The organism is Taibaiella soli (assembly GCF_003236175.1).
Classification (GTDB): Bacteria; Bacteroidota; Bacteroidia; order Chitinophagales; family Chitinophagaceae; genus QKTW01.
Genome location: NZ_QKTW01000018.1, coordinates 77,656 through 103,349 on the forward strand (window position 1 = coordinate 77,656; position 25,694 = coordinate 103,349).

General features: G+C 44.1%; 17 protein-coding genes. 14 read left to right on the plus strand and 3 right to left on the minus strand.

Going from position 1 to position 25,694, the window contains the following annotated elements:
- Nucleotide 1 precedes the first annotated feature (1 nt).
- The 14 genes from rsmH to DN068_RS13400 all read left to right on the plus strand — a co-directional run bounded on the left by rsmH (nucleotide 2) and on the right by DN068_RS13400 (nucleotide 20,666).
- On the plus strand, nucleotides 2-913 hold the full coding sequence (gene rsmH, locus DN068_RS13335; RefSeq protein WP_110999427.1) for a 16S rRNA (cytosine(1402)-N(4))-methyltransferase RsmH: 912 nt from the start codon (nucleotides 2-4) through the stop codon (nucleotides 911-913).
- Nucleotides 913-1,278: an FtsL-like putative cell division protein gene (locus tag DN068_RS13340; RefSeq protein WP_110999428.1), complete on the plus strand. Its 366-nt coding sequence runs from the start codon at nucleotides 913-915 to the stop codon at nucleotides 1,276-1,278. The genes rsmH and DN068_RS13340 overlap by 1 nt, the downstream gene beginning before the upstream one ends.
- Nucleotides 1,279-1,283: 5 nt before the next feature.
- Nucleotides 1,284-3,407, plus strand: coding sequence for a penicillin-binding protein (locus tag DN068_RS13345; protein WP_123985345.1), 2,124 nt, complete (start codon nucleotides 1,284-1,286; stop codon nucleotides 3,405-3,407).
- A 9-nt stretch (nucleotides 3,408-3,416) separates the two neighbouring features.
- A complete protein-coding gene (locus DN068_RS13350; RefSeq protein WP_110999430.1) occupies nucleotides 3,417-4,883 on the plus strand; it encodes a UDP-N-acetylmuramoyl-L-alanyl-D-glutamate--2,6-diaminopimelate ligase in 1,467 nt (488 codons plus the stop codon).
- A gap of 13 nt (nucleotides 4,884-4,896) precedes the next feature.
- Nucleotides 4,897-6,168 (plus strand): phospho-N-acetylmuramoyl-pentapeptide-transferase, encoded by a 1,272-nt coding sequence (gene mraY / locus DN068_RS13355; protein ID WP_110999431.1) that lies wholly within the window; start codon nucleotides 4,897-4,899, stop codon nucleotides 6,166-6,168.
- 286 nt (nucleotides 6,169-6,454) lie between these two features.
- The gene (murD, locus tag DN068_RS13360) at nucleotides 6,455-7,846 is read left to right on the plus strand and encodes a UDP-N-acetylmuramoyl-L-alanine--D-glutamate ligase (RefSeq protein ID WP_243630238.1); all 1,392 of its coding nucleotides are present in this window, start codon (nucleotides 6,455-6,457) and stop codon (nucleotides 7,844-7,846) included.
- Between the two features lie 120 nt (nucleotides 7,847-7,966).
- The gene (locus DN068_RS13365) at nucleotides 7,967-9,223 is read left to right on the plus strand and encodes an FtsW/RodA/SpoVE family cell cycle protein (protein WP_110999432.1); all 1,257 of its coding nucleotides are present in this window, start codon (nucleotides 7,967-7,969) and stop codon (nucleotides 9,221-9,223) included.
- Between the two features lie 9 nt (nucleotides 9,224-9,232).
- On the plus strand, nucleotides 9,233-10,327 hold the full coding sequence (murG, locus tag DN068_RS13370; RefSeq protein ID WP_243630241.1) for an undecaprenyldiphospho-muramoylpentapeptide beta-N-acetylglucosaminyltransferase: 1,095 nt from the start codon (nucleotides 9,233-9,235) through the stop codon (nucleotides 10,325-10,327).
- A gap of 6 nt (nucleotides 10,328-10,333) precedes the next feature.
- Entirely contained in the window at nucleotides 10,334-11,692 is a 1,359-nt protein-coding gene (gene murC, locus DN068_RS13375; RefSeq protein WP_110999434.1) for a UDP-N-acetylmuramate--L-alanine ligase, read from the plus strand.
- A 1-nt stretch (nucleotide 11,693) separates the two neighbouring features.
- Nucleotides 11,694-12,899 carry a hypothetical protein gene (locus DN068_RS13380; protein ID WP_110999435.1) on the plus strand — a complete coding sequence of 402 codons (1,206 nt, stop codon included), beginning with the start codon at nucleotides 11,694-11,696 and terminating at the stop codon, nucleotides 12,897-12,899.
- A 27-nt stretch (nucleotides 12,900-12,926) separates the two neighbouring features.
- A complete protein-coding gene (ftsA, locus tag DN068_RS13385; protein WP_110999436.1) occupies nucleotides 12,927-14,360 on the plus strand; it encodes a cell division protein FtsA in 1,434 nt (477 codons plus the stop codon).
- A gap of 101 nt (nucleotides 14,361-14,461) precedes the next feature.
- On the plus strand, nucleotides 14,462-16,222 hold the full coding sequence (ftsZ, locus tag DN068_RS13390; RefSeq protein WP_110999437.1) for a cell division protein FtsZ: 1,761 nt from the start codon (nucleotides 14,462-14,464) through the stop codon (nucleotides 16,220-16,222).
- A 942-nt stretch (nucleotides 16,223-17,164) separates the two neighbouring features.
- A complete protein-coding gene (locus DN068_RS13395; RefSeq protein WP_110999438.1) occupies nucleotides 17,165-17,749 on the plus strand; it encodes an RNA polymerase sigma factor in 585 nt (194 codons plus the stop codon).
- A 997-nt stretch (nucleotides 17,750-18,746) separates the two neighbouring features.
- Nucleotides 18,747-20,666 carry a T9SS type A sorting domain-containing protein gene (locus tag DN068_RS13400; protein WP_110999439.1) on the plus strand — a complete coding sequence of 640 codons (1,920 nt, stop codon included), beginning with the start codon at nucleotides 18,747-18,749 and terminating at the stop codon, nucleotides 20,664-20,666.
- A 174-nt stretch (nucleotides 20,667-20,840) separates the two neighbouring features.
- Here DN068_RS13400 and DN068_RS13405 read toward each other — a convergent pair whose 3' ends face one another.
- From DN068_RS13405 to tyrS, 3 genes are all read right to left on the minus strand, one after another.
- Complete coding sequence (locus DN068_RS13405; RefSeq protein ID WP_110999440.1) at nucleotides 20,841-22,211, minus strand: hypothetical protein; 1,371 nt, start codon at nucleotides 22,209-22,211, stop codon at nucleotides 20,841-20,843.
- A gap of 121 nt (nucleotides 22,212-22,332) precedes the next feature.
- A complete protein-coding gene (locus DN068_RS13410; RefSeq protein ID WP_110999441.1) occupies nucleotides 22,333-24,285 on the minus strand; it encodes a tetratricopeptide repeat protein in 1,953 nt (650 codons plus the stop codon).
- Nucleotides 24,286-24,370: 85 nt separating this feature from the next.
- Nucleotides 24,371-25,645, minus strand: a complete 1,275-nt coding sequence (gene tyrS / locus DN068_RS13415) for a tyrosine--tRNA ligase (RefSeq protein ID WP_110999442.1) — start codon at nucleotides 25,643-25,645, stop codon at nucleotides 24,371-24,373.
- Nucleotides 25,646-25,694: the final 49 nt, after the last annotated feature.

Below are 25,694 nucleotides of genomic sequence, written 5' to 3' on the forward strand. Positions count from 1 at the left end.
AATGGAAGAATCTGCCTTTTACCACACAACAGTTCTTTTAAATGAGGCGGTTGATGGCCTTGCTATAAAACCTGACGGCGTTTATGTCGACGCCACTTTTGGCGGCGGCGGTCACAGCAGGTTGATTCTGGAAAAACTCGGTCCTGATGGCAAGCTGATTTCTTTTGATCAGGATGCAGACGCATGGCGAAATAAGCCGGATGATGCAAGACTAATTCCGGTAACCGAAAATTTCCGCTACATGCGCAAGTTTTTACGCCTGCACGGAAATCCGCAGGTAGATGGTATCCTGGCAGATCTTGGGGTGAGTTCTTACCAGTTTGATACCGCGGAGCGCGGCTTTTCGATCCGCTTTGACGGTCCGCTCGATATGAGAATGGATCAGCGCACGGAAAAGACAGCGGCCGGTATTTTGAAAACGTATTCTGAAGGCGAATTGCATAAGCTGTTTGAGCAGTATGGGGAAGTGAGGAATGCAAAACAGCTGGCAAAGCATATAGTATCCAGCAGGGATAAAATGCAGCTGACAACCATAGATTCTTTGAAGGCAATGATTGCCCCGGTGATGAAGGGAAATCCTAATCGCTATCTGGCACAGCTTTTTCAGGCACTTCGCATTGAAGTGAATGATGAAATGGGTGCGCTGCGTGATTTACTGGAGCAATCGGTACAATGTCTGAAACCGGAAGGCCGATTAAGTGTAATCACTTTCCATTCGCTGGAAGACAGGCTGGTGAAGCAATTTATGAAGAAAGGCAAATGGGAGGAGACAGTGGACATGTTTGGCAGGGTTACTGAACCTGCACAGCTGAAACCTTTAACTCCTAAGCCGATCGAGCCAACGGAAGAGGAACAGAAAAATAATCCGCGTTCAAGAAGTGCGCGTTTGCGAATAGCAGAAAAACTGGCATAATGGAAGAGAAAGTCCAGACAAATTCAGGAGAACCAACACCGGCACAACGCATCCGAAATGACTGGAAGGCGCTGCTGGAAAGAATTTCTTACAAAGGGATCGTTCACAACGTTCCTTTTCTGGGTTTTGTGGCATTGCTCGGCATTATCTATATCAGCAACAGTCAGCGGGCAATTGCAACGCAACGTGAATTGAACAAAGAAGAAAAAGTATTGAAAGAGCTTCGCTGGAAATACATGGACATTAAGAGTAAGCTCATGAATGCCGGTATGGAAGCCGAAGTAATCAGAAACGGATCGGGCATCGGATTGAAACCATTGATGTTGCCCGCTTATAAAATTGAAACAGACAGCGTAAAAAAATAGAACCAGTGTCGCAAGTAAGAAAAGATATCAGATTCAGAGTGTATGTAGCATTTACCTGCATATGCGTCTTTGGTCTGGCTATACTGATCAAAGCGGCAATGATTCAGGCAAAGGAAGGAGAAGAGCTTCGTAGTCTTTCGAACCAGATGCACATGCATGCAGACACAGTGTATGCAGAGCGTGGGAATATCTATTCAGAGGATGGTCTGCTGCTTTGTTCTTCCATTCCGCAGTTTGATGCTTATGTAGATTTTACGGTCATCCAGCGTGATACGTTCCGTAAATACAAAGATACATTGGCGCATTGCTTGTCTCGCTTGTTTGACAACGAAACACCTGCGTCTTATAAACAAAGAATGGAAGCCGCTTATCGTGATTCGGTACGTTATTTTCCACTGCGGAAAAACATGCCTTATTACGATTATCAGACGTTGCGCTCTTTTCCGATTTTCTGTAAAGGTTCACGTAAGGGTGGTTTGATTGTAGAGCCGAAAATCAAACGCATCAATCCTTATGGAATGCTCGCTTATCGTACTATTGGTTTGTGGCGTCCGGGAATCTGGAAAGATGGTAAGTTGCAGAAAAATGTAATTGGTCTGGAAGCAACTTACGATAGCATTTTGAGTGGCGTGAACGGCAGCCGTATGATGGAAAAAGAAACGGGTGGCGTATGGGTTCCGATTGACGGAACAGAAGTGGATCCGCAAAATGGCCGTGATGTAGTCACTACGTTGGATTTCGGTATTCAGGACGTGGCAGAACATGCGCTGAAAAGCGTGCTCGAACAATATGAATGTCTTTACGGAACTGCTATTGTAATGGAAGTGCAGACCGGAAAGATCAGAGCTCTTGTAAATCTGGGACGGCAAAAAGACGGCAGCTATTGGGAAGATTTCAACTACGCAATGATTCCTACTGAGCCGGGTTCAACCTTTAAACTGGTTACCCTGCTTTCGTTGCTTAATGACGGCTACATCAATGTGAATGATAACGTGAATGCAGAAGGTGGTGCTATTCGTTTTGGCAACCGCACCATGCGTGATTCACATCTCGGTTTGGGTGTGTTGTCGATCAAACAGGCATTTGCGCTTTCTTCGAATGCGGCGATGGCTAAGTTGGGCTTTCAGTATTATTCGAAAGACCCGCAAAAATTTGTTGATCACATCAAGAAACTGCACCTCAATCAGCGTACTGGTATAGATCTGGCCGGTGAACGCAGGCCGCGTGTGATAGAACCGAAAGACAAAGACTGGAGCGGGACTACGCTTCCGTGGATGGCTACAGGTTATGGTGTACTCGTTTCTCCGATGCACACTTGTATGGTGTACAACGCAGTGGCGAATGGTGGCAGAATGATGCGACCTTATCTGATTGATGCAATTCGTGAGTACGGTAAAGACATCAAGACATTTGAACCGCATGTTGTTGAAGAACACATCGCTGATTCAAACGCGATTGCTCAGTTGCAGTCTTGCATGAAAGAGGTGGTGTTTACCGGTACGGGTAAACACATCCAGTCACCATTTTACGGTATCGCCGGAAAGACAGGTACAGCGCAGGTTGCGGATAAAGGCATTCGTTATACCGATGGTGTTTATCAGGGTTCTTTCGTAGGTTATTTTCCTACCGATAAACCGCGTTATACCATAGCAGTTGTCATCAGAACAAAACCGCATTCTGGCGCTTACTACGGTGGTACTATTGCGGCGCCGGTATTTAGAATGATCGCTGATAAAATTTTCTCTACCGGAATTGGTGGTAATTGGGTGGGCCCGCTGGATAGCATTGCTGGTCTGGGTGATCAGAAAATGATTGCGAAAGCAGCAACGTATAAAAGTTACCAGATTTTGATGAAGGCAATGGGTAAAAATATTGATGCGGTGATTCCGAATCGTGCGATTGCGCAAATGTTTACCGATTCAGCAAAAAAACTTGCCGTGCAGAAAAAAGAACTGGTGAGTGGTATGGTGCCGGACGTAAAAGGAATGGGATTGAAAGATGCAGTTTACCTGCTGGAAAATCAGGGGCTGCGTGTGCAGGTAGAAGGAAATGGTGTAGTGCAAACACAATCAGTAACGGCTGGAACACCGGTTGTAAAAGGACAAACAATAGTAATACAGTTAAGTTAAAAGATAGAAATGCCCGTATTGCAGGAAATATTAGTGAATCTGAAACCGCAGAAAATTGCGGGGAATCAACAGACTGAAGTAAACAGTCTGGCTATCGATTCCCGCAAAGTAGCTGCAGGCACTGCTTTTATTGCGGTGCGTGGTTCTGTGGTCGACGGGCACGATTATATTGAAAAAGCAATTGCTTCAGGTGCATCGGTGATTGTTTGTGAAACAATGCCATCAAGCCTGAGTGAAAATGTTGCTTATATACAGGTAAAGGACAGCCACGCCGCAGCAGGACAAATTGCCGCAGCGTTTTATGGTTTTCCTTCTGAGAAAATGAAAGTAGTGGGCGTGACAGGAACCAATGGCAAAACCACAACGGCCACGTTGTTGTTCAATCTGTTTAAAGCGCTCGGTTATAAATGCGGATTGATCTCTACTGTTGATAATCATATTGACGAAATAGTAGAAACATCCACACACACTACGCCAGATGCGATTTCTGTACAGGCTTTGCTACGCAGAATGTATGATGCGAATTGTGCTTATGTGTTTATGGAAGTGAGCTCGCACGCTATTCATCAGCACCGCATTGAAGGAATCCATTTTACGGGCGCCATGTTTACGAACATTACGCATGATCATCTGGATTACCACAAAACATTTGATGAGTACATCCGTGTAAAGAAAAAGTTCTTTGATGATTTGCCGGAAGATGCTTTTGCATTGACCAATGCTGACGATAAAAGAGGGATGGTAATGCTGCAAAACACAGCCGCTGAAAAATGCAGTTATAGCTTGCGCATCCCTGCTACTTACAAAGGCAAAGTGCTGGAGAATAACCTGACTGGCCTGATTATGAATGTTGACGGACAGGAAGCACATTTCAGAATGATTGGCACTTTTAATGCCTACAATCTGCTGGCGGTTTATGGTGCTGCGATTCAGCTGGGTGAAGACAAGATGGAAGTGTTGGCGAAACTGAGCAATCTGCATGGCGCGCCTGGCCGTTTTGAAACCTATATGTCGCCGGTGGACAAGATTCTCGGCATTGTAGATTATGCACATACGCCAGACGCATTACTGAATGTACTGGCAACGATCAAGCAATTGCGTGGTGATGCACAACAAGTGATTACAGTAGTAGGATGCGGCGGTGACCGTGATAAAACCAAACGTCCGGTGATGGCAGAAGTAGCTTGTGAACATAGTGACCGTGTCATACTTACTTCAGACAATCCACGCAGCGAAGATCCGGAAGTGATTTTAAACGAAATGGAAGCGGGTCTGAATTTGACACAAAAAAGAAAAGTGCTGCGTATCTCTGATCGTCGCGAAGCTATCAAGACCGCAGTGAGTCTGGCCAATGCAGGCGATATCATTCTGCTGGCAGGTAAAGGACATGAAACCTATCAGGAAATAAAAGGAATTAAAAATCATTTTAACGATCGCGAGGAAATAACCAAAGCGTTTGAACTCTATAATAAATAACTAATAGCCACACATGCTCTACTATTTGTTTACATACTTGCGTGAGCACTTCGGAATGTTCGGAGCCGGTGTATTTTACTACATCACGTTCCGCGCGGCTATGGCTATTATTTTATCGTTGATCATTACCATGGTCTTCGGTAAAAAACTGATCAAATATCTGCAGCGCAAACAGATCGGGGAAACGGTTCGCGACCTGGGCCTGGCAGGTGAGAACCAGAAAAAAGGAACGCCAACGATGGGCGGGATGATCATCATTGGCGCCATTTTGATTCCGACGCTTTTGTTTGCCCGGATTGGAAATGTGTACATCGTTCTGATGATCGTTTCCACAATCTGGCTGGGGCTGGTTGGTTTTCTGGATGATTATATCAAGGTCTTCAGAAAGAATAAAGAAGGGCTGGCCGGACGTTTTAAGATATTAGGACAAATAGGACTTGGTGTAATAGTGGGTTTGACCATGTATTACAACGATCACGTAGTAATCAGCCGTGAAGTGGTAAAGGGGCAGCCGACTATTTACAACTCTACAGAACATATCGTTGGTGATCCGATCACCCGTAAAGATGAGAATGGAAAAACACATACTTATGTACAGGTGAGAACGGCTACAACAACGATTCCGTTTGTAAAAAGCCATGAACTGAGCTATGCAAAAATTGCGGGCATCTTTGGCGAAAAGGCAATCGATGTGGTAACGCCGATCCTTTACATACTGTTTGTAACGTTTATTATCACCGCGGTATCGAATGGTGCCAACATCACGGATGGTATCGACGGGCTTGCAACCGGTACATCGGCAATTATTGGCGTCTGTCTGGGTGTATTTGCATATGTGTCCGGTAACTACATTTTCGCAGACTATCTCAATATCATGAACATTCCGAACCTTGGCGAATTGTCCATTTTTATCGGAGCGTTTGTAGGAGCTTGCGTTGGTTTTTTGTGGTACAATGCTTATCCGGCGCAGGTGTTTATGGGAGATACGGGCAGTCTGGCTTTGGGTGGTATTATAGCGTCGCTGGCAATTATTATGCGTAAAGAATTGCTGATTCCGATCATTTGTGGTGTTTTCTTCGTAGAGCTACTCTCGGTGATCATACAGGTTTGGTATTTCAAACGCACAAAGAAAAAATATGGTGAAGGCCGCCGGATTTTTTTAATGTCGCCGCTCCATCACCATTATCAAAAGCTCGGCTATCATGAAAGTAAGATTGTGACACGCTTCTGGATTGTGGGAATCATGCTGGCGATACTGAGTATTGTGACGCTGAAAATGCAGTAATTGAATGGAATATGATTAATGTGGGGAATGTGCGCTTCGACTTCGCTCAGGGTGACAAGTGTAAATGAAATGTGTGAATGTGATTAATGTGGGGAATGTGACAAATGAATTCAAAATTCAAAAGTCGAAATTCAAAACCCTGCTCGCGCTGTAACTCCCCTTTAGGGGATGAGGGTGTGAGGATTGTGATAACAAATTTTTTAAACAAAACCCAAAAATCCCGCTTCAGGGGCTAGGGGTATAAACAAAGGATGAAATGGTTTCTACCATAACATCAACAAGTAAAATGACAGAACAACAAATGACAACAGGTGGACAAAAACGATTGATTGTACTTGGGGCAGGAGAAAGTGGCCTCGGTGCGGCTTTGCTGGGAAAACAGCAAGGTTGGGACGTTTTTGTCAGCGACGGTGGTGCAATTAAAGACAACTACAAAGATGCGATGCATCATGCAGGTATCGAATTTGAAGAAGGCCGTCATACCGAAGAAAAAATACTGAATGCACAATGCCTGGTGAAAAGCCCTGGCATACCTGATAAAGCGCCGATCGTGAAGAAAGTGCATGAAGCAGGTATTGAAGTGTGCAGTGAAATTGAATTTGGATTCCGTTATAAAGGTGATAGCAAGATCATTGCCATCACCGGCAGCAACGGCAAAAGTACTACGACCAAAATGACCTTTCACCTGCTGAAAGAAGCTGGATACGATGTGTCAATGGTAGGTAATATCGGCATCAGTTTTGCAAAGCAAATTGCAGAACAACCTACAGAATGGTACGTGATGGAAGTGAGCAGTTTTCAGCTCGATGACATTCACCGTTTCCGGCCAGATGTGGCAGTATTGCTGAATATCACGCCAGACCATTTAGACAGATACGATTATAAACTGGACAATTACATAGCTTCTAAATTTCGGATTACAGAGAATCAGACCGGCAATGATTTCTTCATTTTGAATCAGGACGACCCTGTAATTAACAAGTACATGTTGAATATGATTAGTGCCCATTCGCTTCACGCAAAAACTATCTATTTCACGATGAACAACGAGCAAAAGCTACCAGAAAATGAAGGCGGAATGATCCATGATGATGAGATGACCATCAATTATGGCGGTGAAGAGCTGAAAATGTCCATACACGACTTGTCGCTGCAGGGCAAACACAACCAGTACAATACTATGGCTGCGGGTATTTCTGCACGTATTGCCGGTATTCGCAGAGAAAAAATCCGTGAAAGCTTTGCAACGTTTGAAGGGCTGGAACATCGATTGGAGTTTGTGGCGACTGTTCGCGGCGTAGATTTTATCAACGACAGTAAGGCCACGAATGTAAACTCTGTGTGGTTTGCACTGGAAAGCATGAAGAAGCCAACGGTATTGATTTTGGGCGGTCAGGATAAAGGAAATGATTACAATGAACTGATGGAACTGGTGAAGGATAAGGTGAAAGCGATTGTGTGTATGGGTGTGGATAACGCGCCAATTCACAATGCTTTTAAAGGTGTGGTTCCGGCTATTATCGATACAGCAAGTGCTGATGAAGCAGTAAAAGCTGCTTTCTCAGTATCTGAAAAAGGAGATGTGGTTTTATTATCGCCTGCATGCGCCAGCTTCGACCTGTTTAAAAACTACGAAGACCGCGGCAAGCAATTTAAAGAAGCGGTGAAGGGATTGTAGTGGTGAATGGTGAATGGTGAATGGTCAAAGATGAAACGTCAAATTGATCATCGCGTTTGTTACCAGCAATGGGTTGGTGGGCTTCGAGGAGGCCGGATTTTGACTTTTTAATTCATAGTAATGCAAAAGATTTTAGAACGGATAAAAGGCGATAAAGTGATCTGGTCGGTAGTACTGTTACTATCGCTGATCAGCCTGATGGCCGTATATAGTTCTACGGGATCGCTTGCATATCGTATGGATAAAAATGCAAGCTATTACCTGATCAAACAGCTGTCGGTAATTGCCGTTGGTTTGTTGATCATCTATGGCGTGCACAAAGTAAACTATACCAAATTTGCCCGGATAGCCGTGATGCTGTACGTTATCAGTTTACCGCTGTTACTGTACACATTGTTTTTCGGTGCGAAGATCAACGAGGGTTCCCGCTGGATTAAACTACCAGTCGTGAATGTTACCTTCCAAAGCTCCGATCTGGCAAAACTGGCACTGTTTTTGTTCTTAGCGAGAATGCTGAGCATTAAGCAAGGCAGCATTAAAGATCTTAGAAAAGGTTTTATACCTGTGTTGGTTCCGGTGTTCCTTACCTGTGCATTGATTGCTCCGGCAAATCTTTCCACAGCACTGATGCTGGGCGCCACTTGTTGCATTCTTTTCTTCATCGGACGAGTACAGGTAAAACACATTATGTTGCTGGCGGTGGCCGGCATTATTGGTGTTGTGTTGTTATTCACCGTTTCCAAGATTACCGGCTTTGGCCGTGCGGCAACCTGGGAGCAACGGATCTCTGACTTCGCCGGAGGCAGTAAAAAAGACGGCAGCGTTAAAGGAGGAAAAAAAGAATCCGTGTACCAGGTATTGCAGGCAAAAATTGCGATTGCCAATGGCGGTGTCTTTGGTCTCGGCCCTGGTCACAGTCGTCAGCGCGATTATCTGCCGGAGGCATATTCGGATTTTATCTTCTCTAGTATTATTGAAGAATATGGCCTGGTAGGTGCAACTGCATTAGTGTTTTTGTATTTGCTTTTCCTCTGGCGAAGTATCCTGATCTTTAAACGATGTCCGTACGCATTCGGTGCATTCCTCGCGGTAGGCTTGAGTATGACACTGGTGTTTCAGGCAATGCTGAATATGGCGGTGAACGTACACCTTGTACCAGTTACGGGTTTGACGCTGCCGATGGTGAGCATGGGTGGTTCGTCGATCTGGTTTACAAGTATTGCCATTGGCATTGTACTTAGTGTAAGTCGCTATGTGGATGAAAACGAAGGCCGCAAAAAAGCAGCTAGCGAAAAAACTGAGAAAACTGCAACAGAAACAACGGAAGAAGAAGAAACATTAACTACAGATAAAAACGAAGCTCCGGCTTTAGCATAAATGAAACAGATGAAAGTAATCATAGCAGGCGGCGGTACAGGCGGACATATTTTTCCGGCTGTGGCAATCGGTCATGCCGTGCAAAGATTACAACCAGATGCTGAACTCCTTTTCGTAGGGGCGCAAGGCAAGATGGAAATGGAAAAAGTGCCGCAGGAAGGTTTTAATATCATCGGACTGGACATTGCAGGTTTTAATCGCAGCAATATGCTGAAGAATATCAGCCTGCCGTTTAAGCTGATCAAAAGTATTTTCAAAGCAAACAGCATTTTGAAAAACTTTAAACCCGATGTAGTCGTAGGTGTAGGTGGTTATGCGAGCTTTCCTATTTTAAAAGCCGCGCAGCGGATGGGGATTCCGACAGTGATTCAGGAACAGAATTCATTTGCCGGAAAAAGCAACCAGATACTGGCGCGCAAAGCAGCAGCGATTTGTGTGGCTTACGATCAGATGGATAAATTTTTTCCGAAAGAAAAGATCATCGTCACGGGCAATCCCGTTCGTAAGAGCATTGCACAATCAACCATAACAAGAGCAGAAGGGCAACAGTGGCTGGGCATGGATGCAGGGAAAAAGACAGTACTGGTGATAGGCGGTAGCCTGGGGGCCAAAGCAATTAACGAAGCGATCGATGCACATTTGGATGAGATCGTTTCCGACAAAGTGCAATTGATCTGGCAAACCGGTAAGCCTTATTACGAGCAAGCTGTGGAAAGAGCGAAAGCTTTTGGTGATAAAGTGAAGGTATTTGATTTCATCCGTCAGATGGATTATGCTTATGCAGCGGCGGATATCGTGATTTCACGCGCCGGCGCATTAGCTATTGCGGAACTGTGCATCGCAGCAAAACCTGTGATCTTCGTTCCGTATCCGTTTGCAGCAGAAGATCATCAAACCAGCAATGCGATGGCATTAGTAACGCAAAGTGCAGCGTTAATGGTCAAAGACGGCGAAGCCAAAGATTTGCTGGTAACAAAACTGAATACTTTACTGCATGATCAAAGCATGCAGCAAGTGATGACACAAAACCTGGAGAAAGCAGCTATAAAAGATGCCGACGAAAGGATTGCAAAGAAATTGATAGCACTCGCGAATAAAGGATAAGAAACAATGGATGTACAGCAACTGAAACGGATTTATTTTGTAGGTATCGGCGGTATCGGAATGAGCGCACTGGCACGTTTTTTCAAACAGCGTGGCGCCACCGTAAGCGGATACGACCGTACAGAAACTGACCTCACTAAAAAACTGGTGAGTGAAGATATTGCAGTGCATTATACAGACGATATTTCGCTCGTAGATAAAGAAGCTGAATTAGTAGTGTACACACCTGCTATTCCGGCCGATCAAAAAGAATTGAACTGGTATCGTGATAACGGATACAAGGTGTACAAGAGAAGCGATGTGTTGCAATGGATCACCGAAGCGATGTTTGCTATCACTGTTGGTGGCACGCATGGCAAGACGACCATTTCCACACTTACGGCTTATTTGCTGCGCGAAACCGGGTATGGTTGCAACGCTTTTCTGGGTGGCATTTCCGTCAACTACGAAAGCAATTACTGGAGCAGCGATAATAACGTTGCAGTGATAGAAGCGGATGAATACGATCGCAGTTTCCTGAAACTGTTTCCGGATATAGCTGTGCTCACCGCAATGGATCCTGATCACCTGGATATTTACGGTACTCCCGAACAAATGGAGGAAGCATTTATTCAGTACACAAAAAATATAAAACCCGGTGGCACGCTTATTGCTAAACATGGATTGCGTCGTGGTCATGAATTGGAAAGTTCGAAAAAGATCACTTACAGTTTGCAGAATGATGCAGCCGATGTGTACGCAACGAATATAGTGCAGCAAGACGGCGGTTATATTTTTGACATCATGGGGAAAGGGTGGATGCTACAGGATATTCATCTGCCGATTGGCGGAATGCACAATGTGGAAAACACAGTAGTGGCAGTAACTGTAGCGCATTTACTTGAAATCGATCATACGCTGATCAAAAAAGCATTGGCGGGTTTCAAAGGTATCAAACGCAGATTTGAATATGTGCTGAAGAACGATAAAATGGTGTACATCGATGACTATGCACACCATCCGGAAGAGCTGGCAGCACTCATCAAAAGTGCCAAACGTTTGTTCCCGGATCGCAAGTGCGTTGTAGCATTTCAGCCGCATCTGTTTAGTCGCACACGTGATCTCGCAGATGGCTTTGCAGAAAGTCTGGACCTCGCTGATCAGGTAATATTGCTGGACATTTACCCGGCACGTGAATTACCGATGGAAGGTGTTACCTCGCAAATGATCGCAGATCGCATGGGCAATCCGGTGCATACGATTCTGAGTAAAGAAGGGTTGTTGGAATTTGTAAAAGTGGCTCCGCTCGATCTGTTTATTACAGCCGGCGCAGGAGATATAGATAAGCTGGTACAACCGATTAAGGAAATACTGGAACAAAAATAAAATGGGCGAAAAGCGCAAAATATCGGTACGCAAAATATTGCAGGTGTTAGTTACCATTATCGTGACTACAGGCTGTGTATTGGCTATTACCAGCGCTTCCAGAATACAGGACAAGAAAGTAGTTTCCGGTATCAGGATCGCCATCAGAAATGAAAATGATTGCCGTTTTATAGACAAAGAAGATGTGCAGGAAATGTTGCTGGCCAATCGCCACATCAACATAGGAAGTACGCCGGTTGCCAAAATTGATCTCCACAAAATGGAACAGATCGCACAGGCAAATCCATGGATATCCGATGCACAGGTTTATATCGACAATCAGCAAGTTCTTTACGTGAATGTAACCCAGCGCATTCCTGCGTTACGAGTATTTGAAACTAACGGCAACAGTTATTATCTTGATACTGCACTGCATGTTTTGCCGCTATCGGACAAGTACGCACATTATTCAACGATTATTACCAATGCGCCGGAACTGAAGGACGATAGCATGAGCAAAAGCTTGAAAAGTCAGATGCTCACGATGGTACGGACAATTGAAGCGGACAGCTTCTGGAATGCACAGGTGCAGGAAATTGTAGTAACACCCGATCGTGAATTTCAGCTGATACCAGTAATGGGTAATCACCGTATTCTGATTGGCGATACCTCAGATCTGCAAGATAAACTGGACAACCTTTTTGCTTTTTATCAGCATGTACTTAACCGTATTGGCTTTGATAAATATCAGGTGCTCGATATCCGGTTCAAAGATCAGGTAGTGGCTTCGCCTTCGTTGCCATGGAAAGCACCGAAAGACAAAGCGATGAGTGATATGAACTGGGTGAAAAGCATTTTAGGAAATACCAAAGACGACGACAAAGGCGGTGACGGCGCAGCACAGACTATGGTGCAGCCAGTTTCGCCAGTTGTGCTCGGAGTAACGGCAACCCCGCCTGCGTCGAAACCGCAGGTTCAGCATAAAGAACCAGAAAAGCCGGTACACACTGCGGCACCAGCACCGAAACCGGTAGCAAAACCTGCAGCAATACAGGCGAAATCAAAAACAAACGAAACGAAAGCAAACGAAAAGAAAACAGAAGACAAAAAAAGTAACCATTCAAACGCAACTACCAAGGCGACTCCCGAAAAGAAAAAAAATCAGGAAGAGAAAAAGACCGGCGACAAAGCACCTAAATACATCTACCAGGGAAACAACGCTCATTAAACATCACACGAAACAAACAAGCGCAATATGAATAAGAATGAACAGCCCATCATTGTCGGCCTGGACATCGGAACTACCAAAGTTGTAGCGATCGCCGGCAGAAAGAACGAGTTCGGTAAACTCGAGATTTTGGGATACGGGAAAGCGGATAGTGCAGGCGTCGCACACGGAGTGGTTATGAATATTGAACAGTGTGTGCGCTCTATCGAGCAGGCCATTGAAAGATGCATCCAGTCAAACCCCAACCTTGAGATTAAAGAGGTTTATGTTGGGATCGCGGGTCAGCATATTAAAAGTATGCAGACGCGTGGTGACAGGGTTCGTATGGCCACCGATGAGGAGATCAGCAAGGCGGATATCGACATGCTGATTAAAGACCAGTACAAAACCTACATTCCGACGGGTGATCAGATCATCGACATTATCCCGCAGGAATATACAGTTGATAATACACAAACAACCTTCAGTCCGGTAGGGATGAACGGTGTGAAAATTGGCGCTAATTTTCACGTCATCACCGGCGATCGTAATGCCATCCGCAACATCAAACGTTGTGTGGACAAATCAAACCTCAGAACCAAAGACCTTGTACTGCAACCGCTGGCATCTGCCGCAGCAGTAATGAGTGATGAAGATCTGGAGGCAGGCGTTGCAATTGTAGATATCGGCGGTGGTACTACCGATATGGCCGTGTTCTACGATGGTATTTTAAAACATACCGCTGTTATTCCATATGCTGGTGTGAATATCACAAACGATATCCGCAACGGTCTGGGTGTATTGCGTGCCCAGGCAGAGCAGATGAAAGTACAGTTTGGTACGGCACTGGCTGATGAAGCTAATGCGAATGCCTATATCACAATCCCTGGTCTGCGCGGTTTACCACCGAAAGAGATCTCTGTGAAAAACCTCGCGCACATCATTCAGGCGCGTATGCAGGAGATTATGGACTACGTGGTGTACCATCTGAAACAAATTGATCTTGATAAGCGTTTGTACGGCGGTATCATCCTTACGGGTGGCGGCGCACAGTTGAAACATATTATCCAGCTTACAGAATATGTAACTGGTCTGGGTGCACGTATCGGTTATCCGAACGAACATCTGGCAGGCCGTGATGCCGAAAAGCTGATGCACCCGATGTATGCAACTTGTATCGGTCTGATTCTGCGTGGTTATCATGATTTCGAAAACGGTCGTCTGCGCTTTGTAGGCGATGGCGGAAACCTGATCCATGCAGAGCTCGATGAACCAATTCCGGCTGTAAATACGCAACCGCTCAATGTACCGCAGGCGGCACCTGCTACCACAGACAGCGAAGTAATTTCAGAGATTGAGGAAAAAGAAAACATCCGTCAGCGCAACGAGCGTCGCAACGAAACCATGAAACGCTTGTTTGACCGTATGAAGGGTAAGTTTATGAGCCTTTTCGAAGAAGTGGATGATCAGGAAATGGAATAATGTGAATAAGTGTATAAAAAAATTGTATTAAATATTCTAACAATAATAATTTGCTTAACCAACTCAAGAGAGAAATTACTAACCCCCCCAAAATAAGCATTATGATACATTTTGAAATTCCCAAAAATCAGTCATCTATCATTAAGGTGATAGGTGTGGGTGGTGGCGGTAGCAATGCCGTGAACTACATGTACAATCTCGGTATTGACGGCGTGGATTTTATCGTATGCAACACAGACTCCCAGGCACTCGCTTTGAGTCCTGTTCCTAACAAAATTCAACTGGGGCCGCATCTCACGCAAGGTCTTGGCGCAGGTGCCAATCCCGAAATTGGTAAACAAGCCAGCGAAGAGAGCATTGAAGATATTACCAAGATTCTCAAAGTAAATACACGCATGGCTTTTATCACGGCCGGTATGGGCGGTGGTACGGGTACTGGCGGTGCACCGGTAGTATCTAAAATCTGTCGTGAGTTGGGCGTACTTACTGTAGGTATCGTTTCTATGCCGTTTACCTACGAAGGTCGTAAACGTATGAAACAAGCCCAGGAAGGTATCGACCGCATGCGTGAGCATGTAGATACAATCCTGATCATTTCAAACGATAAACTGCGTATGCAGTTTGGTAATCTGCCATTTACACAGGCTTTTGCGAAAGCAGATGATGTGTTGGCAACAGCCGCAAAATGTATCACAGACGTAATTAATACTACTGGTCAGATCAACGTTGACTTTGCGGACGTATGTACCGTAATGAAAAACGGTGGCGTAGCAATCCTCGGTAGTGCAGCAGTGGCCGGTGAAAACCGCTCCCTGCATGCCGTAGAGCAGGCGCTGAACTCTCCGTTGCTGAACGATAATGATATCCGCGGCGCGAAATGGATTTTGCTCAACATCACTTCTTCTGCAGGTGAATTTGAACATACCATGGATGAAGCGGAAGCAATCCAGGCTTATGTACAACAGCAAGCCGGCGATAATTGTGATGTAATTCTCGGTATGGGTCACGATCCTAGCCTGGAAGACAAAATCGCAGTTACCATCATTGCAACTGGTTTCAATCACAAAGAAGTTGCTCCGGATCCTGCTATTACTAAAAGACAAGAATCAGAAAAAATCATCGTTCAGTTGGGGGAGGTTATAGCCGAATCTAAAACTCCTACAGCGGTTGCTTCGGCTGCAACCACTTCCTCCATTGACCCGCTGGCTCCCGTGTTGGTAGAAATGCCAACCACTCCTTCCTTCACCGAGACTCCGACCATATCTGCACCCGTATTTACACCAGCTGCTGCGCCTGTGTCATCTGTACCTGTGCCGGAACCAACTAAAAACGACCTCTTCAGCTTTCAGCCGGTTGAAAAACCTGCAATGCCTGAACCGGTTTACAATGCTGCTCCTGTAAATAATACACCAACTGCTGCGGTAAATGAAGTGTTCAATAACACTGCTAATACGGCTGCTTCCTCCGTTCCAGTTGCTTCGCAGGAAACTTTGCTGCAAATGGTGATCAAAGATGAACTGAAAACCGAAGCGCAAAACGCAGCTTTCCGAATTGGCGAGCATGTGCTGAGCGCCGAAGAGCTTGAAGAAAAACGTCGTTTCGAAGATCAGAAAAGAGCTTTGGAAGAACGAGCAGAACGTCTGCGCAAAATGAGCTTTAACGTAAAAGGCACAGAAAGCAACGACGAAATGGAAAATGTACCAGCCTATGTTCGCCGCAACATGGATGTTGATAACGGACTCGCTTCCGCAAGCACATTCTACAGCGGTTATACGGTAGGTATGAACGAACCGAAACCAAATAACAACGAAGCGTCTATTCAGACACTGAATACATTCCTGGAAGGTAAAAAACCTGACTAAGAATCAGACTCTCTTTTGTTTTATAATTTCATATTGCGTAGCTCCTGTTTTCTAACAGGAGCTTTTTTATTTGTTAGTGTCTAGTAGTAAATATTAAGTATCAAGTTGTAGTTAATTAGACCAACATTACGCGGAGATCTCCTGCCCAACGGGAGTTATAGCCCCTCGGGTCATTGTAAGGAGTGACCAAACGGCAATGCTGTGCGGACGACATGGCAATCTGATTTCGCGGAAGGAAAATTTACGCTTCACGTTTTGTCACTTCTTTTGATTGCGCGTACACAATTATTAGCGCCAATGACACATTTAGGAAATGAGTTCAAATTCAAGGCGTTTAGTTTGGCAGTACAGTAACACTGAAGTTGATCGTGCGACCGCCTAAACCACGGAGTGATCTGGTTTAGGCTGCCTTTTTTGCCCTACTTTTTTTGCAGAAAAAAAGTAGGAGAAGAATGATTCGAAGCTTGCTAGAACTACTATCGTCTAATCAAGGTGTCATTCCCTTTTGATTACGGGCACCGAATAATTAGTCAGGGTGACCGACGCCAGCAGGCTGAACGTGAGTAGCCGTAGTAACAACACGAGCACTCACAACTCACCACTGACAACTTACCCCAAAATCAGCGATCAAAACATCAGCCATCAGCCATCCTCTTTATCACACAAAAGTCATTTCCTAAACACCATTTCCGCTACACAATATTTCTAACCGTTTTACGTTGAGCCTCCTTTATAATTGAAAACGGGGAATATTATGCATCAATTCTGAAAAAACTTTGAGAAAATTTTGGTGGATTCAATTATTTTAACTTTTTTGCAACGCATGTCATCCCGACATGTTTTTTTCTAATTTAAATTATCGTCTATCGAAGCATACGCTACTTAAAACACAATCCACAAAAATGATGTGACCTGTACGTTACATTTTTTAAGTAGAATCATATGCAATCCATCCGCCAACTTTCAGACGCAGAACTGATTCATGCATTCCTGCACGGACAGGAAAGGGCTATCGAAGTACTGATCACCCGCTATAAAGACAAAGTGTACACTGCCATCTTTATGCTGGTAAAAGACAAGTACATTGCCGAAGACCTTTTTCAGGAGTCTTTCCTGAAAATGATCCGTACCATGCGGGAAGGCCGCTATTCCGAGCAAGGGAAATTCCTGCCCTGGGCTATTCGCGTAGCGCATAATCTTTGCATGGATTATTTCAGACGCGTGCGTCAACAGGTTTCCGTTACCTTGCCGGATGGTCGCGATATCATGGAGATACTTCCGTTAGCCACAGAAAGCCCGGAAGATGCTATGGAGCGCCGCCAGACGCATGAAGGTGTACGGCAGTTAATCGATCGTCTGCCCGAGGAACAACGTGAGGTTATTATTCTTCGCATGTACGGCGATCTTTCCTTCAAAGAAATTTCCGACATCACCAATGTTAGCATCAATACCGCATTGGGCCGTATGCGCTATGCTTTGATCAATCTGAGAAAGATGATCACAGACAACCAGCTGGTGCTACGTTAGCAGGCTGCCGGGTTCTGATGTCAGAGGGATGCGGATGACGTTGCGCGCAGCGTCTGTAATACAATAAGAATAGAAGCTCACAGTGGTCATAGCACTATTGTGAGCTTATGTTTTTAGCCATTCCGATGGAGAAAAATTATGGGAAAGCAAACAAAACAAAACTCATAAATTTTACCTCATAAATCATAATTAATGGCGTGCCCCTCCGGGTCGCGCTATTCGCTGCAAGTCCTCACTCCGCGTTGCTCCGCTGTGGGCTTTCCGCTGCTATCACTCACGCTTTTTCAGCTGGCGAATGAGGTTTGATCTTGAATTTGAAGCAACTGCCTGAAATTCTAAGAATACTGCACTTGTGATTTTTTTGAAACGTCTGATGTTTGAGACATCTGATGTTTCGATAGTTCGATATTTGTGTTTATTGCCCGGATGTTTTAATCGCAGATCGATTTTTAAGCTTCTACCTTTTTACATCCTGCACTAAATTAAATTGCGTGACGCCGATAGCTCCTCCCAAGAGAACGTTTACGGTATCTCATTCGATTTTTGGGTTTCCATAAAATCGCACCGAAGCGATAAGCATATTCTGCAGTCAATAATTTCAATCGTCATAACCAATAATTTATGCTCCCCAAATTTTGTTATCATTGATAACAATCAAATAACAATTATAATTTGTTTGCTAATTAAATATTTTTCTAATTTTAATCTACGAAAGAAATCAAGATTTTACACGAAAGGAAGCAAGAGTTTAATTACAATACTAATCGTTTAAAACTACCCCCGAAATGAGACGAATAAACTATCCTTCGCTTAGAGGCGATTCATGCCTCTGCATTCCAAAGACGCAAAGACGGGTCAAAAAACTTATCGGGTATAGCCGTACGCGCAGTTAATCGCGTTGATACAGGTTATGGTACTTTATACATACTTACCTCTAGAAGAGGTACAGGGAAAGCTATGTTTATCATTCATTCATTATAACTAAACCACCCCCTTTATGAGCAGCTCAGCTACACATCTCGACAATGTTGTAAAAACAACGAATGGCCGCAGGCCCATTTTCGCAAACCTCTTTACGAAAGGTTCCTCTTTAAAACACAAGGCTCTTTTTCTTTGTTCGGCTCTGACACTCTTTGTAAGCTATGAAGCTTCCGCGACTATCTATTTTTCTAATGCAACCGGTAATTGGAGTTCTCTTTCCAGCTGGGCGAAAACCGATGGCAGCGGCGGCACTGTTTCATCACTTCCCGGTGCAGCAGATACGGTAGTTATCAGAGGCGGTAACAATATAACAGTAGATGTTTCCACTGCTGTTTGTGGCGTATTACGTTTAAGCAGTATTGCGGCGAACACCGCAGGTACTATTACATTTGCAGCCGCATCACAACTTGCAGTTTCAGGCGACGTTATCATTGGTGGTAGCACTGGTCAGCAAAAAGGTACAATCGTTATGACAGCCGGCGGCATGTTACAAATTGGCGGCGGTGTGACTATTAATAGTCTGAATTCATTCACAGCAGGTGCTGGTACAATTGCATACAGCGGTGGTCCGCAAACTGTATCAAATGGCCTTGGAGCTTACAATAATCTTACTTTAAGTGGCAGTGGTAATAAAACAACAACTGGTATTACTGTAAATGGTACGCTTTCATTGCAAGGGAATGCTTTGGTAGGCAATAGTTTTACTTACGGCACCAATGCCATCTTGGAGTATAAAGGCGGCTCAGCGCAAACTACTGCCAACAATGAATTTCCTGCTACGATGAATGCCAAAGTGGTTATAAACAATGCTGCAGGTGTTACACTGAACGCAACAAAAACTTTAGGCACTACCAGCACGCTTACTCTTACTTCCGGTAAGTTGAATGTGGGTAATGATACACTGACAATAAGCAACAGTTCTGCCACAGCAGTTACTGCAAGTAGCAGCAATTATATCGTTCTGGGCACTTTAACTGGTAGATTGGCATATCCTACAATGACAACTGCTACTTACACTTTTCCGGTAGGAAATAGTACGTATTATCTGCCTGCTACAGTGGCTCCTGCTTCTACTCCGTCAGGTTTTTCTGTGGGAGTGTTTCAAGGCGCAACTATGAACGGCACACCTTTAGGCACGCCGTATACCGCCAGTGCTAAAAAGGCAATGGTTGATGCAATGTGGGATGTAGCCCGTACAAACGGAAGCAGCAGTGCAGCGATTTCGTTGACCTGGGATCCAGCGTTGGTTGGTGAAACTATGTCCGGATCTTCTGGAATAAATATCACGATCTCTCATTTTTCGGGTGGATGGCAGAATGCTACAGCAAGCGCTTCAAACACAACAACTACAGCTTTTGCAACATTTAGTAGCTTTTCTCCGTTTGGTGTGAGTCTCGCCGCAACGCCGCTGCCAATTGTTCTCGAATATTTCAATGGTTCTGTAGTAAACGGTAACGCAGTATTGCAATGGGCAATGGGTAACAATGATGCACGTCAGATCCTGATGGAAAAAAGCACTGATGGTAAATCATTCGGTACGCTTGCGCAGATCGCAGTTAGCAATACCAATGCTTATGAATACAAAGATGCAATGGGTGCAGGAGCCAACAATTATTACCGCCTGAAAATGGTAGATAACAATGGTACTGTTACTTACAGCAACGTGGTAAATCTGAAGACTAACAAATTTGGCAGCACACCGATCACTATCTCTCCAAATCCTGCGAAAGACCTGATCAGTGTAGTATATCCACTTACGTCTTCTGAAGCGACACTTAATATCGTAGACATGCAAGGTCGTGTGGTGTACAAACAAATTGTAGCTACCAACACTGACCAGGGTGATGTTAACATCAGCACACTCCCGGCAGGTATTTATGTACTGCGTATGGATGCGGGTGTTTCACAAATTCAACAACTCTTCTATCACCAATAAAAGCTGCATGAATGATAAAGGGAAGTATCTGTCGAGGTACTTCCCTTTTTCAGTTTTATGTGGTTTGTGCTGCTGTCGTTTTTGTTTTAAGAATCGTACGTTTTAAGTTGCCGACTGGCCGACTTCTTGAGGTTTGAGGTTTAACATCTGACGTTTCCCATCTTACTTGAATTCTTATTGCGCCAGCTTATATCCGGCAACTGTGTCTTCAAATTTGAAATATCTTTTCGGCAACGTATCATATTTATACAGCTCCCAGTTTGTGAAAAATGTTTGGGGTTGTCCTAATGCCCAAAAGAGTTGATCTGGACTTTCTTTAATTATGATCGATGCAGTTTTATTCGTTTCAGTTGTAGACAAGAGCCAGAATTCAAATGCAGTACCCCAGGTCGTTAGCATCGTGTCTGCCGGTACGTTAGCAGCAGCCATCAGCGTTTTTTCGTTTTGATACTGATGCAATATTTTCCGTTCCATGTTTAAGCGCGCCGTATAAATGGTGTGTGTGGCGAAAATACGTGCAGTGCCGGTAATGCATATAGCAGTCAAAAGTATTGCAGCATACTTTGGGGTAATCGTTGGTAATACATCGTAGAGGAGTGGAACCGCCATAAAAACGCCCAGTGGCAAATACATGTTTTCAATGTAGTATGCGTTTGTGCCATTATCCGGATAAGAAACATTTACGAGCACTAATAAACCAACCATATAGCCGGTAAACAAGGCAAGTTGCTTCCATTTTTTCTGTGAAATATAGGTAACAGCTATCCAGATTGAAATAACCGGAATCCAATAATAAATTTTAATACAATTCTGCAGAAAAAACTGGGTAGCGTAAATCGAGAAAAAATGGCGGATATTTTTAAAAGAATGTGCCGCATTCCCCATCGCATGCTGATCATAAGCAGTGCCGAAAAAGCATTTTTTTATTACAAGGATCACCAGATAAAAAATACCCGCGGCAATGAGTGATTTCCGTTGTTCAAGCGATTCATTGCTCTGCAGCAGAAAAAAGAAAATGAGGAATGAGAAGACAAATAATAACAGGGGGTGAAAAAACGCGAGCACCAGAATACAGGTAAATATCCAGACCTGAAATAGTGGCTTAGTCTTATCAACCGGGCCGTTTAAGGATGCGAAGAATACCATGCACAACGAAATCGCCTGCGGAAGTTCCGATTGCATCCAGTAAAAGGTATGACTTGCAAATAGTAATTGGGAAAGCAATAGTACTAGTCCCATTTTATAATTCTTAAATAGAAATCCACAAGCCAGGTAGCACAGGAAATAATAAATGCCAAATCCAATCGAATATCCCATCATGATTGTATCCAATGGCATTTTCATTTTCGTAAGGAGCAGCGGATATATCTGTGTCAAAGCGGCGCCAAACCTGAAATTTTGAATAGCGAATGCACCATCTTTCACAATATTAAAAAGGTGGAAGGCGATGTCAATAAAAATGCAGCGTTCTTTATAGAAAGCTATCGCCAACAAGATCACTACTAAATAGAAAGCACAAAAAAAGTAATAAAGCTTTTTAATCATGGTTTACGGTTGCAGATTTTTGAGTCGTAAGTAATAAGTTGCAGTAGTAAGTTGTAAGTTTTTAAAATTCCCCCACAATTCATATACGCAACTTATTACTTAAAAATTATACCTCATAATTTTACCGCGCCAGATCTGCCAGCATTGCTTTTGCGCGCTCATTCTGCGGATGTTTTTGCAACAGGTGCTCCAGGCATTTTTGCGCTTTATTATTTTGCATCTGACTATGATAATAAACAGCCAGGTTGATCAGCATTTGTTCGTTATCGGGATCCAGCATTTGCGAACGGCTTAAAAATTCATAAGCCATCGTGTTGTTGCCTTCCTGCATGTATAAAAATCCAAGGTTGGTATTGGCCACTGCATAATTTGGATTTTCACTGATGATAAAGCTGTACACTTTTTGCGCTTCTTCATATCGGTTCATCGATAAAAGTGCTATGCCGTATTTACTTTGGAAATCCAGTGAATAAGGCCAGATGGTAGTAGCTTGTTTATACCATGGCAAAGCTTGTGGCGCTTGTTGCAGTTGCATGTAGGACTCACCAATCCGGTAGGCCGTCCAGGCATCTTTCATATCTGCAGGCTGTATTGCAGCAGCGTATCCCGCTACTTTATTATAATCGTTCAGCAGAAAATAAGCACGAATGAAATCACGGTTTTGTTTTTGATTTGCTTCTACGTCGGCCTGCTTGTTCAGGTAAAAAATGGCAGAGTCGAGCAGCCCTTTGTTCTGATTGTAACGTTCATAAAACTCCATGTAAGCGCGCGCTATCGTAATAGCATCGACATTGTCGTTGTTGAAACATTTCAATCCAAGGAAAGCGGTGATTTTTGGTTCCAGGGTATCGTTCTGCGGACGTTTACGGATGTAGTGATCGGTAACAGCTACGTGCGGAATATCAATGCTGCTATTGTGCGGCATATGACAGGTCACGCAGTCATTATTTTTCGTTGCGCGGATTTCTGGTTTTTCACTACACTGCACTTGTTTCGCAACAGCACCATGGCAGCTTTGGCACGCATTAAGATATTGACTGCGCGGTGTAAATTTCACTGACACGTGCGGATTGTGACAAGTAATACAACTCATTTTTCCCGAAACCACATAGCACTGGCTTTTCTTCATGCGCTCCACATGTGAAGCCATAATCATTTTATCGCGTGCCCCTTCATATTCGGGCATAAACACGTTCATCACTTCACTGAGTTTCATGCCGGGATGAAAATCGAAAAATGATTTGCCGTCATTCAGTACTGAGATACCCTGTAAATGGCAACGCTGACAAACATTGTTTTGCAGATCAGTTGGCAAACGGCGCGGATTCACAATTGTATAATCCGGTCCTTTGGAAGTATCAACAATATTGCCCGCTTGTTTTTCCTGCACATGCAATGAACCCGGACCATGGCAACGCTCACAGTCGATACCCGTTTTCAGACTCACAAATTTGTTCTGGCTGTTTGCTTCAAATTGTGGATAGCCATTGTGACAGCTCATGCATTCAATCTCAATCATTCGCCCAAAACGGCTGCTGGCGCCATTTTCAAAACCCGGTGCCAGATCCCATTTTTTCTTTTGGGTATAGAATGTAATTGGTGCCTGATATAAATAACCGTTTACATTAAAAATGTGTGAGTTGGTGTGCTGGCCCGAGCCTACAATATAATCGATCTTCTGAATGCGCTTGTGTACCGTGTCTTTGCCTGCAAGGCGAAATTCCATGATGTACAGCGAATCATTGTTCCAGTAAGGTTTGTAATAAAAATCAAGATCCTTATCATAGACCAGCGCATGCGCCGGAGAAAAATCAGCAGCTGATTTTTGTCGCGTAGCATAGTCGAACGACTGGCCCATACCTGTCTGGCTAAATGTGCGATATACATCTTCGTGGCAGGTGCGACAAGTTTGCATGCCCACATAATGTACGGTCGTATCGTACACATTGCGCCACGGTGATCCTTCAGCTTCGCCGCCGGATTTATCGTTCTTTGGACTATTGCAAAAAAAGGTGGGCAATGTTGCGCCCACCAAAGCCAGTGTAATTAATATAGTTCTGTAAAAACGGGACAACTTATTGAAGATTGAAAATTTTTGATTTACGATTGACGACGTGAGTGAAAATCCACACAACAAAAAAACAACTTCTAACGCAGGCTTAGTTGAAAATAGCGAGCGTATATTTTTTGCCTTTTTGAACCAGCAAATAACGATCGTTCAGCAAATGTTCTGTTTTTAATACGAAATCAATTCCGGACACCTTTTGTTTGTTGATGCTTACGCCGCCGCCTTGCACCATTTTACGCGCTTCGCCTTTTGAAGGGAATACGCCGCTTTCCGCCAGGAAAGAAACAATATCGACACCTTCGGTTAATGCATCTTTGGTTGCAGTAACCTGAGGTAACGCATCCATGACTTCCATAAATTGTTTTTCGCTTAACGAACGCAGAAAATCAACAGTGTCATGCTGGAAAAGTGCGGCTGAAGCTTCCTTTGCGAAATGCAGATCCTGTTCGCTATGTACCAGAATAGTCATTTCGTCAGCAATTGCTTTTTGTACCAATCTCAAATGTGGTGCTGTACGGTGTTCTTCAATCAATGCCTGCAGTTCTGCTACAGGTTTAAATGAAAATACCATAGCCATACGTTCTGCATCTTCGTCTTTCAGATTCATCCAGAATTGGTAGAATTGGTACGGAGAAGTACGGTTCGGATCGAGCCAGATATTACCACCTTCCGATTTGCCGAATTTGCTGCCGTCTGCTTTTGTAATCAGCTTACAGGTCATGGCAAAAGCCTCGCCGCCGCCTTTTTTGCGGATGAGCTCAGTACCCGTAGTCATATTGCCCCACTGATCGGCGCCGCCCATCTGCAGTTTAATATTTTTATTGTTGTACAGGTAGTAGAAATCGTAGCCCTGAATCAGTTGGTATGAAAACTCCGTAAAAGACAAACCCGTTTCCAGGCGCTTTTGCACAGAGTCTTTCGACATCATATAATTCACCGTAATGTACTTTCCTACATCACGGATAAAATCGAGGAACGAAAAATCCTTAAACCAATCGTAGTTATTGATCATAACAGCCGCGTTTGGCTTGCGCTCCTCAAACTCAAGGAATTTTTCCAATTGTTTGCGGATTCCTTCACAATTTTTAGCCAGCGTGTCCATATCCAGCAGGTTGCGTTCCGCTGATTTGCCTGAAGGGTCACCGATCATGCCGGTAGCGCCGCCAACCAATGCATAAGGTTTGTGGCCGGCACGCTGCAAACGCATTAAAAGTGTAATAGGCAACAAACTGCCCACGTGAAGACTATCAGCTGTAGGGTCAAAACCGATATACCCTGCTGTCATTTCTTTATTCAGTTGTTCTTCAGTACCAGGCATAATATCCTGCACCAAACCTCTTGCCTGTAGTTCTGCTATCAGATTCATCTTGATCAAATTCTGGGAATGCAGACAAAAATAATAGTATTGCGTTGAT